The organism is Rhodococcus sp. RD6.2 (genome assembly GCF_001040705.1).
In the GTDB taxonomy this organism is placed as follows: domain Bacteria; phylum Actinomycetota; class Actinomycetes; order Mycobacteriales; family Mycobacteriaceae; genus Rhodococcus_G.
In genome coordinates, this window is sequence record NZ_CVQP01000009.1 from 389,125 (window position 1) to 401,283 (window position 12,159).

Consider the following 12,159-nt stretch of genomic DNA (forward strand, 5'->3'; position numbering starts at 1 on the left):
ACCGGAGGCGCCGTCGACCGAGGGGTCGGCGGCGCCTAGGCGTTTGGGTCACACCCTTGCGAGGCGTTCCTCGGTGGCGCCGCCCTCGACGTCGAGGTTCGGCAACGTCCGCTCCAACCAGGCCGGCGCCCACCAGTTGAACCGGCCGAGGAGCGCCATCGTCGCGGGCACGAGCACCATCCGCACGATCGTGACGTCGATGAGGACGGCGACTGCGAGGCCGACGCCCAGCATCTTCACGGTGACGTCCGCGTCGAGCGCGAAGCCGGTGAACACGGCGATCATGATGGCGGCGGCACTGGTGATGACGCGTCCCGTCGCGGCGAGACCCTGCACCACCGCGCCGTGCGGATCGCCGCTGCGGAGCCACATTTCACGGACCCGGGACAGCAGGAACACCTCGTAGTCCATGGACAGCCCGAACAGGATCGTGAACATGAGGATCGGCACCCAACTCGACACGGGTGTCCGGCCGGGCAATCCGAGAGCGGTTGCACCCCAACCCCACTGGAACACGGCCACCATCACCCCGTAGGTCGCAGCGACGGACAGCAGGTTCATCGCCGCCGCTTTCACCGCGACGACGGGTGCGCGGAACACGACGGTCAGCAGCGCCACGGACAGCGCGACGACGATTCCGACGACCAGCCACAGCCGCTCCGCGAGCCGGGCGGAGATGTCGACGAACGTCGCGGTGACGCCGGTGATGTGGACGCCGGCCGGCAGTGACGCCCGCAGGCGGTGCACCGTCTCGGTCGTCGCCTCGTTCTGGGGCGCCGTGGTCGGTTCGGCCGTGACGACGGCGGCGCGGCCGTCCGCGTTGACGATCGGCGGTGTCACGCGGGCGATGCCGGGATCCTGGCTCAGGGTCGCGGCGACCGCCGTCGGGTCGACCCCGCTGCTCCTGTCCACCGCGACCAGGAGGGGGCCGTTCGTGCCGGGCCCGAACTCGGCTGCCACGAGGTCGTGTGCGACGCGGATGGTGTTCGAGGTGGGTGCGCTGCCTGCGTCCTGCGGCCACGTCCGCATCTGCAGCACCGGCGCCGCGAGCAGCAGGAGCAGGAGCAGCGCGCCGACGGCCCACGGCCACGGGCGGCGTCCCACCCGACGCGCCCAACGGGCGGTCAGCGGCTCACGTGCTGCTCGTGGCCGGGACGCACGACCCCGGCGTCCCAGCACGCCGCGCCTCTGGCGTCCGAGTACGCGAAGTCCGGCCAGTCCGCACAGCGCCGGCACGAGGGTGATCGCCGCCAGCATCACCGCCCCGACAGTCAGGAACGTCGCGTACCCGAACGACGAGTACACGGGCAGGCCGGCCAGTCGCAGCCCGAACAGCGACACGAGGACCGTCGACCCTGCGAACACCACGGACACGCCTGCGGTCCCGTTGGCGTAGCCGGCGGCCTCCCGCGGTGCCATTCCGTCACGCAGACCGTCGGCGTAGCGCGTCACCAGCAGCAACGCGTAGTCGATGCCGACACCGATCCCGACCATGGTCGCGATGGTCGGCGCGATCGTGCTGACGTCGGTGACGGCCGCAGCCGCCGTGATCAGTGCGCCGCCGACCCCGACGCCGGTCAACGCGACCAGCAGCGGCAGGCCCGCGGCGACCACGGAGCCGAACGCGAACACGAGGATCAGCAGCGCGACCCCGATGCCGATCAGCTCCGCGGAACCGGACGGAGCGGAGTTGTTCTCGTGGACCTCGCCGCCGAACTCCACCTGGAGGCCCGCGGTGCGGGTGTCCGCGGCGGCGGCCTCGAGCGGATCGGTCCCTTCGGATCCGGTGAAGTCGGTGACGGGGATCGAGTACCGGACGTCGAGGATCGCGGTGTCGCCGCCGTCGGACAGGCGCGGCGGCGCCACGAACCCCACGCCGGGAAGCTCGGCGAGGCGTTCGCCGAGTGACGACAGTTCCGCTGCGGGCACGGCGCCGTCGGGGGAGTGCACGACCACCCGCGCGTCCGTTCCGGACATTGCCGGGAATCGGTCGGCGAGCAGGTGCGCGCCCGGAGTTGACGCGAGGCCGGGGATGTCGTAGTCGTCGCGGGTTTCTCCGCCTGCGACGACGGCAAGCGTCACGGCGGTCGCGAGGATCGCCGCCCAGAGGGACAGGATGCGCCAGGGATGCGCGGCGCCGGCCGAACCGACGCGATACAGGAAGGTGCTCATGGCACCACGGTCACGCCTGCCGCTAGTGGACGACTTGGAGTCGGCTTCGTGCCGCGTCGATCCATTGCGGGCACCCGCATCGACGTGCCAGTTCTTCCGCCGCCTTCAGGTGGACGACCGCCTCCTCCGGCCGCCCCAGCAGCAGTTCCAGGTCCGCGAGCACCGTGTCGACGGGTCCCATCGTGAACGAGCCGGTGTCGGCGCCACCGAGCTGACCGGAGTACTGCGCCAGTTGCGGGTACAGGTGCGCGGCCTCCTCCCTCGACCCCAGTGCCGCGACCGCGATGCCCCGCTGCGTCAGGAGGAACCCGTGGAAGAAGTCGGATCGGACGGGCCGCAAACCCACCCGCAGGGGCGGTGCCTCGGCTGCCTTGCCGTTGGCGGCGAGCGCGATGGTGAGTGGGTCGACGATCACGTCCGTTGCAGCCGTGTCGAGCGCCCGGATCATCTCCTCGAATTCGCCGGTCCGGCCCTGCGTCACCCGCAGCGAGAACAGGGCGAGAAGCAGGATTCCGTCGGCGTCGATCTCGCCGTGTCCCCGGAACTCCCGATGGGCCTGCAGGTACATCTCCTCGGCGGCGTCGAGATCACCGGACGCGTGCGCGAGCATTCCGTGCACCATCGAATTCGACGCCTGCGCCTGTTTCCAGCGGTACCGCTTCGCGAGGGCCTCGTTGTGCTCGAGGTGCTGACGTCCAGTGTCGAAGTCGCCTCGTGCGCACGCGATCTGGAGTTCGGAATAGTTGCCGATCAGTGCGAACGCCGCCCGGTCCTCGTCCTCGCCGAGGATGATCATCTCGGCCCCGATCGCGGCCCGGACCTCGACGGGAAGTGCGCCGTGCCGCAGCTCGATCCGCGAGTTCAACGCCAGGCCGAGCAGGTCCGGATCGTCGAGGTGACGTGCCAGTTCCTCCGCCTCCGCGCTTGCCGACTCGGTGCGCGCGTCATCCTCCCCGTACACCTCGTCGACGAGGATCACCAGCAGCCGGCACCGCTGCTCGTCGGTCAGGTTCGGCAGCGTCAACGCCCGCTCGATCGCCGCGACGACCCTCGTGTCGATCAGCCCGTACGGCCGGTTGATCCAGGGCGTCGGCGTGTCCCACGCGGTCAGGGACCGGACGATCAGATCGTCGCGTCCCGCCGCCTCTGCCACGGACAGGGCCCGATCGCGGGTCTCGCGGGCGGGTGCGGCCGCACCGTTCACGAGGTGGCTGCGTCCGAGGCGGGCCAGTGTGTCGACCCGCTCGTCGATATCGCGGCCGGGAAGTCGCTCCTTCGCGGGCAGTCGGTCCATCGCAGCCAGCGCCTGCTCGTAGTGCAGTGCGGCCGCGTCGTGCGCGAAACGGGCCTCCGCCTGCCGGGCCGCGTCGAGCGCGTGGTCCGCGGCGCGGCGGGCCGTACTCGACGACAGCGCCGCTCCGAAATGGTGAGCCAACGCCGATGCGTCCTGGGGATGGATCTCTTCCACGGCCTCGGCGACCCGCAGGTGCCAGCGCGCACGGCGCACCTGCGACAGGTCCCCGAGAAGGACGTCGCGGACGAGGGCGTGAGTGAACCGGACGGTCGACGGGTCCGGCTCGTCGAGCAGTCCGGCGACGACACCTGCCTCGACGGCATCGAGCGTCTCGTTCTCGCCGAGTTCCACAGCCCGCAGCAGGACCTCGACATCGGCCTGTCTGCCGATCACCGCGATCAGCCGCAGCACCGACACCGCGACTTCGGGGAGCCGTGCGAACCGCCTGCGCAGCACGTCACGGACGCCGTCGGGGACGTCGGAGGTGGCGACGAGCTCACCCTCACTGCCGAGCAGACGCGCACTCTCGCGCAGGTAGAAGGGGTTGCCGCCGGTCCGCTCGGTCAGGGCGCGCACCGTCGCGTCGTCGGCGTCCCCACCCGTCACCTCCCGCACGAGGGCCGCCGCGTCCGCCGTGGACAGTCCGACGAGCCGGATCCGTTCGGGTGTCAGCGGCGCCAGCGCCGCCAACGTCGATTCCAGATTCGCGTCGGTCTCGTCCGGACGGTAGGCGGCCACCAGCAGCACCGGCACCGACTCCGCGACCCGCGTCACCAGCGCCAGGGTCTCCGCGTCCGCACGGTGCAGGTCGTCGAGGAACAGCGCCAACGGCCGGTCCCGCTGGGCGAGTGCGAGGTAGTCGGTGACGGCGCGGTGCAGGAGGAAGCGGCCGTGTGCCGACGACGACCCGCCGGCCTCGGTGGTCAACGAGGCCGCCATCACCGCGTCGTCGAGCAGCGGCGCCAGCGCGGCCGCGAGCGGACCGGGATCGACCTCGACCGCCAGCGCACGCAGGATCTCCACCCAGGCCCACGCGGGCGGCGCACCCTCGGCTTCGGGGCATCGTCCGACGAGGACGCGCGTGCCGTCGAGTTCGGCGCGAAAGCGCAGCAGCAGTTCGGTTTTCCCGCCGCCCGCCTCGGCGGACACCAGTGCGACCCGGGCTCGGTCCGACGCCTCTGCTGCCACCGCAACCAGGGCGTCCAGCTCGGTGCGCCTGCCGACGAACACTCGATCCGCGGAGCGCGGGGCCGGTGCAGGCGCCGGCGGTACAGCGGGAGTCCGGACCGGCTGCGCGTTCACCTGAGGTCGAGGCTGAGGCTGCGGCAGCCGCTGCGCCAGCAGATCCGATTCCAGTTGCTGCAGGGCGGCCCCGGGGTCGAGGCCCAGTTCGTCCGCCAGGATGCCGCGCGCCCGGCGAAGCGCGGCCAGCGCGTCGGCCTGTCTGCCGCTCGCATGCAGGCCCAGCGCGAGCAACCGCCAGCTCTCCTCCCGCAACGGATGCGCCCGCGTCAGTGCGCCCGCCTCCGCGACGGCGCCCGCCGGATCGCCGGTGTCGAGCATCGCCGACGCCAGTCGCTCGTGGGCGACGAGCCGCAGTTCGTCGAGGCGTGCCACCTCCGGTGCCGCCCAGTCGTTGGCGGCGAACTCGGCGTAGGCCGTCCCGCGCCACAGACCGAGGGATTCCTCGAGCAGTCGGCGCCTCTCCGCCGGCGCATGCCCATCGGCGGCGCGCAGCAGTGCCTCGAACCGCCATGCGTCGACGTCCTCGGAGCCGAGGACGACGCAGTAGCCGGGGGCCTTGCTGACCAGCACCGATGCCGCCGCACGGGGTGCGCGTCCCGGCTCGAGCGCGCGACGCAGGTTCGACACGTACGCCTGCAGTGCGCCGAGTGCGCGCGGCGGCGGTTCGCCGTGCCACAGGTCGTCGATGAGCCTGTCGACGGACACCACCGAGCCGCGGGCGATCAGCAGCAGCGCCAGGACACCGCGTTGCCGGGGACCACCGAGGTCGAGTGACCCGCCCGCAGCTTCCCCATCACTCGAGGAGTCCGCATCCATCGAGCCCAACACCCGTATGTGCACTGCACAACTTTAGGTGCGGACGGGTCCGAGTGGGGTCCAAGTCGGGTGCAAGAGAGCCACAAGTGGGTCGGGTGATCGTGAATCCAGTCAGCAGAACCCAGACCTCGCAGTATCCGACCCAGGAGGCACACCATGAGCACGCTCACCGCGACCGACCGCCCGGACACCGGGGACATGATCCTCGCCCACAACATCTTCAGGCACGCGTTCGGCAGCCTGCCCGAGTTGATCCGCGCCGTCCCCGAGGGCGACACCGCGCGGGCCCGCCGGTTGGTCGAGTTCCAGACCGAGATCGCCACAGGGCTGCACCATCACCACACTGGTGAGGACGAGCTGATGTGGCCGCTGCTGCTCGACCGTGTCCCGACCGATCACGCGCTGGTGCTGCGGATGGAGGAGCAGCACGAGCGGATCGGTGAGCTCCTCGACCGCGCGGGAACCCGGGCCGCCACCTTCGAACTGTCGGCGTCGCGCAGCGACGGCGAGGCCTGGGCGTCGACGGTGTCCGCGCTGTTCACAGCGCTCGACGAGCACCTGCGTGAGGAAGAGGCGCACATCCTTCCGTTGGCGGAGGCGAACATGACGGTGGCCGAATGGGAGCAGCTCGGTGAGCGCGGGCGCGGGTCGGTTCCTGCCAACCGTCAGCTGATCCTGCTCGGATTCCTGCTGCTCGGCGCGACGCCGGACCAGCGCCGCCGCGTGCTGTCCGAGGCGCCGCTGGCCGCACGGATCGCGTGGCGGCTGGTCGGCAAGCGCGCGTTCGCGAAGGAGTACCGCGAGATCTTCGGACGCAACCCGGCGTGATCCCCGTGGCCGCGTTCACCGGCTCAGGGAACGGGCAGGCCGTCGAGGTACGCGAGCAGTTCCCCCGCCGCGGCCCGTCCGCCGCGGTTGGCGCCGATCGTGCTCGCGGACGGCCCGTACCCCAGCAGGTGCACCCGCGGGTCGGCGGCGACCTGGGTCGCGAGCCGCCCCGTCATGGTGATGCCGCCACCCGGTCCGCGCAGATGCAGCGGTGCGAGGTGGTCGAGGGAACTGCGAAAGCCGGTGCACCACAGGATGACGTCGACATGCTGCTCGGTCCCGTCCGCCCATCGGACACCTTCCGGGGTGATCTCGGTGAACATCGGCCGCCGGTCCAGGGCGCCGCGCTCGCGGGCGGCGCGCAACGCCGGGGTCAGCGGCAGGCCCGTCACCGACACCACCGATCCGGGTGGGAGGCCGCGCCGAACCCGGTCCTCGACGATCGCGACGGCGGCGCGACCCTCCTCGGGGGTGAACGGGGTGTCCCGGAACTCCGGCGGCCTCCTCGTCACCCAGGTGGTGGTCGTGACACGGGAGATCTCGTCGAGCAGCTGTACGGCCGAGATACCGCCGCCGACCACGAGGACGTGCCTTCCCGCGAACTCGTCGGCGGTGCGGTAGTCGCGGGTGTGCAGCGTTTGGCCCCGGAACGTCTCGGCGCCCGGATAGCGCGGCACGAAGGGTCGCTCCCACGTTCCGGTCGCGTTGACGATGCCGCGGGCCGTCACCGTCCCGTCGTCGGTCTCCACGGTCAGCGGGCCCGTCCCGGCGCCGTGATCGCACACGACGCGGACGTGGACCGGGCGACGTATCGGCAGGTCGAAGCGCTTCTCGTATTCGCCGTAGTACAGCGGGACGACGTCGGACGCGTGTACTTCCTCGGGCGGTGATCCGTCCAGGATGTCGGTCATCGCCATGCCGGGCAGGTCGTGGACGCGGTTGACGGTGGTCAACGTCAGCGACGGCCATCGGAACTGCCACGCGCCACCCGGTCCGGGCGCGTGGTCGAGAACGACGAAGTCGGCACCGGCCCGGCGCAGGTGGTAACCAGCGGACAACCCGGCCTGGCCCGCGCCGATCACGACGACATCGACAGTTTGCTGCACAGTGGCACCTTCTCAGGTCGAAACGGTACGGTCACAATCATGATCGGGACCAGCCGAGACGGCGATGTGGTGACCATCGAATTGCAGCGCGAGGATCGACGCAACGCGCTCAACACCGAACTGTGCGTCCTGCTGCGCGACGCCGTCGACGAGGTGGTCGCCGACGGGGCCCGGGTGATCGTGCTGACCGGGCAGGGCAGGGCCTTCTGCGCGGGCGCGGATCTGTCGGGCGACGTCTACGCCGACGGGTTCACGGACACCCTCCTCGAAATGCTGCACACCATCGACTCGGCGCCGATCCCGGTGATCGCCGCGATCAACGGGCCCGCGGTGGGCGCGGGTACGCAGTTGGCCATCGCATCGGACCTGCGGGTCGTCACGCCGGACGCCTTCTTCGCGATCCCCGCGGTGAAGCTGGGGATTTCCGTGGACTCGTGGACGGTCAAGCGACTCTCCTCGCTGGTCGGCGGCGGACCCGCCCGCACGGTCCTGCTCGGCGCCGAGCAGATCTCGGCGGCCGACGCCTACACGTTCGGACTGGCCAACAAGATCGGCGACCTCGCCGCCGCGCAGGAGTGGGCCAAGCGGATCGCCGCGTTGGCGCCGCTGTCGCTGCGTCACCTCAAGATGGTCTTCAACGACGACGGCACGCAGGACGAGGCGCCGCAGGACCAGCTCGACGCCCTGCACGCCGCGTGGTCGAGCGAGGACATGCTCGAGGCGTCGCGGGCTCGGCACGAGAAGCGCACCCCGACGTTCCGGGGGCGCTGACGTGCGAGTGCGATCGGTCCTCGCCGCCGCCCTGGCAGGTGCTGCCGCCGCGACTCTCGCGCGGGCGGCGTGGGGTATCCCCGGGCAGATCGGTGCCTCCGCAGCTGCGATCGCGCCCCGCGTGGAGGGGTCGGCACGCTTCCGCGACAACAGGTTTCACAACACCGAACCGAGCGCTCAGGTGGTGCGCGCCGACGAATCCAGTCTGCTGTCGTCGGTGTTGACGCGCCGCAAGCTCGGTCGGCCCAGCCGGCCCATTCCGTTGGCGACACCGCTGGCGCCTGCGGAAGCCGCGGAGCTCGCGGTCACCTGGTACGGGCATGCCAGTGCCATCGTCGAGGTCGACGGACATCGGGTACTCACCGATCCGGTGTGGAGCCACCGGGTTTCGCCGTCACCGATGATCGGACCCGCTCGGCTCCACCCGACGCCCGTCGAGGTCACCGCGCTGCCACCGGTCGACGCGATCCTGATCTCGCACGACCACTACGACCACCTCGATCGCGCCACGATCGTCGCACTGCTGCGCACGCAGACGGCGCCGTTCGTGGTGCCGACGGGAATCGGTGCGCACCTGCGGCATTGGCGGGTCCCCGAGGACCGGATCGTCGAACTCGACTGGGACGAGCAGACCACGATCGGGTCGTTGGTGCTCACCTGCACCGAGGCACGGCACTTCTCGGGCCGCGGGCTGCGACGCAACACGACGTTGTGGTCGTCGTGGGCGGTGCGCGGGCCGCAGCACGCGGTGTTCTTCGGCGGCGACACCGGGTACACCCCGCGGTTCGCCGAGATCGGGGAGCGTCACGGCCCCTTCGACCTGACCCTGCTGCCGGTCGGCGCCTACGACGAGCACTGGCCGGACATCCACATGAACCCGGAGGAGGCGGTGCGCATGCACACCGACCTCCAGGGTGGGGACGCGACCGCCGGCGTGCTCGTTCCGGTGCACTGGGCGACGTTCAATCTGGCGTTCCATCCGTGGGCCGAGCCGATCGTCCGCCTGGGCGTCGCCGCCGACGAGGTCGGAACCTGTGTGCGCGTGCCGATGCCGGGCCAGCGGATCGACGTTCTTCGTCCGGGTGCCCAACGGCCCTGGTGGCTCCGCCTGGCCTAACCTGAGGGCATGGCCAACGACGAGATCCATCCGGTCGGAACGCTGAAGCCCGACGACGTGGACGTGCGGACCGGACTGACCGCCGACCAGGTGGCCCGACGTCGGGCGGAGGGCAAGACCAACGACGTTCCGGGGCGAGCCAGTCGTTCCGTCCGGGAGATCGTCCGGGCCAACGTGTTCACCCGGATCAACGCGATCCTCGGTGTCCTCCTGGTGATCGTGCTGTCGACGGGGTCGATCATCGACGGCATGTTCGGTCTGCTCATCATCGCGAACAGCGCGATCGGCATCATCCAGGAGACCCGGGCCAAGCGGACCCTCGACCAGCTCGCCATCGTCAGTCAGTCACAGCCCGTGGTCCGCCGCGACGGCGCGACGACGGCACTGGCGCCGAGCGAGGTGGTGCTCGACGACGTCATCGAACTGGGTGCAGGCGATCAGATCGTCGTCGACGGCGAGGTCGTCGAGGGGGAGCTGCTCGAGATCGACGAGTCACTGCTCACCGGTGAGGCCGATCCGGTGCACAAGCAGCCCGGCGACCAGGTGCTGTCCGGCAGTTTCGTGGCGTCGGGCAGCGGTGCGTACCGGGCGACGAAGGTCGGCCGCGACGCCTACGCCGCGCAATTGGCGGCGGAGGCGTCCAAGTTCACGCTGGTGCACTCGGAACTGCGCAGCGGCGTCGACCGGATCCTCAAAGTCATCACGTACATGATGGTCCCGGCGGGCGCGCTGATCATCTACAACCAGCTGTTCGTCAGCGAGCAGGATCTCGGGGGTGCGCTGAACGGCATGGTCGCCGCGCTGGTGCCGATGGTCCCCGAGGGGCTGGTGCTGATGACGTCGCTCGCGTTCGCGGTCGGCGTCATCCGGTTGGGGCGCAGGCAGTGTCTGGTGCAGGAGCTGCCCGCCATCGAGGGGCTCGCCCGCGTCGACGTGGTGTGCGCGGACAAGACCGGCACCCTCACCGAGAACGGCATGCGGCTCTCGGAGTTGCGGCTGCTCACACCGGACGATCCCGCGGGGTCACCGTCCCGGCTGCAGGCCGCGCTGGCCGCGATGGCTGCCGACGACCCGAGGCCGAACGCGAGCGTGCTGGCGATCGCCGAGGCGTACGAGGACGATCCGGGGTGGACCTCCACCGGCGTCGCCCCGTTCTCGTCGGCGAAGAAGTGGAGCGGAATCTCTTACGGCGCCAACGGGAACTGGTTCCTCGGTGCGCCGGATGTGCTGCTCGACCCCGACTCGGACGCCGCCCGCACCGCCGAAGAGATCGGGGCGACGGGACTGCGGGTGCTGCTCCTCGGGGAGGGTGACGTCGCGGTCGACGACGACGCCGCGCCCGGGAACCTCACGGCGCGCGCACTGGTCGTGCTGGAGCAGCGGGTGCGCCCGGACGCCGCCGACACCCTCGCCTACTTCGCCGAACAGAAGGTCGAGGTCAAGGTCATCTCCGGCGACAACGCGGTGTCGGTCGGCGCGGTCGCGGGATCGCTCGGACTGCCGGGCGGCGACCACGCCGTCGACGCCCGCGGCCTGCCCGAGGACCGGGACGCCCTCGCCGACGTCCTCGCCTCCGAGACCACCTTCGGGCGGGTGCGGCCCGACCAGAAGCGGGCGATGGTCGGGGCGTTGCAGTCGCGTGGGCACACCGTCGCGATGACCGGCGACGGCGTCAACGACGTCCTCGCGCTCAAGGACGCCGACATCGGGGTGTCGATGGGGTCGGGCAGTCCCGCGACGCGAGCCGTCGCGCAGATCGTGCTGTTGGACAACAAGTTCGCGACCCTGCCGTACGTCGTGGGCGAGGGACGCCGGGTGATCGGCAACATCGAGCGGGTCTCCAACCTGTTCCTCACCAAGACGGTGTACTCGGTGCTGCTCGCCCTGCTCGTCGGACTGTCCGGCGTCGCGTCCGAGCTGTTCGACTTCGAGCCGATGCCGTACCCGTTCCTGCCGCGGCACGTCACGATCGCGGCGTGGTTCACCATCGGCATTCCCGCCTTCATCCTGTCGCTGGCGCCGAACAACGAGCGGGCGCGCACCGGGTTCGTGCCGCGTGTGATGCGGTTCGCGATCCCGTCGGGTCTGGTCATCGGCATCGCGACGTTCGTCTCGTACGCCCTGGTGTACGCCGGGCCGGACCAGACCGAGACGCAGCAGATCCAGGCGGGCACCACCGCGCTGATCACGCTCATCACGATCGCCCTGTGGGTGCTCGCGATCGTCGCCAGGCCGTACGTGTGGTGGAAGATCGTCCTGATCGCCGGATCGGTCGCCGGCTACGTGGTGCTCTTCTCCGTCCCGTTCTGCCGGGAGTTCTTCAAACTGGACCCGTCGAATGTCGCCGCGACCACCACGGCGTTCGTCTGTGGCGGCGTCGGCATCGTCCTCGTCGAGCTCGGGTGGTGGGTGTCCGGGCGCCTGCACGGCGAGAAGCGGCAACTCTTCTCGCTGCCCGAGCAGCCCGGGGAAGCGACACGGGAGACCGTGTCCTGATCCACAGCGAACGCACGGAGGGCGCTCTGGCGGGTGTCGGCGAATGCTGTGAGACTGAAGGCAGGGGATATGCCCCGCTGAGAGGAGAACCATGAGCTTGGTCAACACGTTGAAGGATCTGTTCGGCAAGGGGCAGAAGTACGCCGCCGAGAACTCCAAGCAGGTCGAGGACGCCATCACCAAGGCAGGCGACTTCGTCGACGAGAAGACCGGCCGCAAGTACAGCCAGCACATCGACAAGGCGCAGGACGCTGCGAAGAAGGCGATCCCGAAGGACGTCCCGCCTGCCGACGGAACCAAGTAGTCCACAGTCA

General features: G+C 70.5%; 8 protein-coding genes. 5 read left to right on the forward strand and 3 right to left on the reverse strand.

The features are described 5' to 3' along the window. Positions 1-48 precede the first annotated feature (48 nt). Both RHCRD62_RS20725 and RHCRD62_RS20730 read right to left on the reverse strand, forming a co-directional pair. A complete protein-coding gene (locus RHCRD62_RS20725; RefSeq protein WP_084734399.1) occupies positions 49-2,172 on the reverse strand; it encodes an MMPL family transporter in 2,124 nt (707 codons plus the stop codon). 22 nt (positions 2,173-2,194) lie between these two features. Further along, the gene (locus RHCRD62_RS20730; RefSeq protein WP_050066611.1) at positions 2,195-5,527 is read right to left on the reverse strand and encodes an ATP-binding protein; all 3,333 of its coding nucleotides are present in this window, start codon (positions 5,525-5,527) and stop codon (positions 2,195-2,197) included. A 156-nt stretch (positions 5,528-5,683) separates the two neighbouring features. Here RHCRD62_RS20730 and RHCRD62_RS20735 point away from each other — a divergent pair, with 156 nt between their 5' ends. Next, positions 5,684-6,355, forward strand: a complete 672-nt coding sequence (locus RHCRD62_RS20735) for a hemerythrin domain-containing protein (RefSeq protein ID WP_050066612.1) — start codon at positions 5,684-5,686, stop codon at positions 6,353-6,355. Between the two features lie 23 nt (positions 6,356-6,378). Here the strand turns inward: RHCRD62_RS20735 and RHCRD62_RS20740 are convergent, their stop codons facing one another. After that, positions 6,379-7,461, reverse strand: a complete 1,083-nt coding sequence (locus tag RHCRD62_RS20740) for an FAD-dependent oxidoreductase (RefSeq protein ID WP_050066613.1) — start codon at positions 7,459-7,461, stop codon at positions 6,379-6,381. 39 nt (positions 7,462-7,500) lie between these two features. Here RHCRD62_RS20740 and RHCRD62_RS20745 point away from each other — a divergent pair, with 39 nt between their 5' ends. The 4 genes from RHCRD62_RS20745 (at position 7,501) to RHCRD62_RS20760 (ending at position 12,149) form a co-directional block, all read left to right on the forward strand. Continuing rightward, the gene (locus tag RHCRD62_RS20745; RefSeq protein ID WP_050066614.1) at positions 7,501-8,232 is read left to right on the forward strand and encodes an enoyl-CoA hydratase; all 732 of its coding nucleotides are present in this window, start codon (positions 7,501-7,503) and stop codon (positions 8,230-8,232) included. A 1-nt stretch (position 8,233) separates the two neighbouring features. Next, positions 8,234-9,349, forward strand: a complete 1,116-nt coding sequence (locus tag RHCRD62_RS20750) for an MBL fold metallo-hydrolase (RefSeq protein ID WP_050066615.1) — start codon at positions 8,234-8,236, stop codon at positions 9,347-9,349. A 9-nt stretch (positions 9,350-9,358) separates the two neighbouring features. Then, the gene (locus RHCRD62_RS20755; protein WP_050066616.1) at positions 9,359-11,845 is read left to right on the forward strand and encodes an HAD-IC family P-type ATPase; all 2,487 of its coding nucleotides are present in this window, start codon (positions 9,359-9,361) and stop codon (positions 11,843-11,845) included. A gap of 91 nt (positions 11,846-11,936) precedes the next feature. Further along, positions 11,937-12,149, forward strand: a complete 213-nt coding sequence (locus RHCRD62_RS20760; RefSeq protein ID WP_050066617.1) for an antitoxin — start codon at positions 11,937-11,939, stop codon at positions 12,147-12,149. Positions 12,150-12,159: the final 10 nt, after the last annotated feature.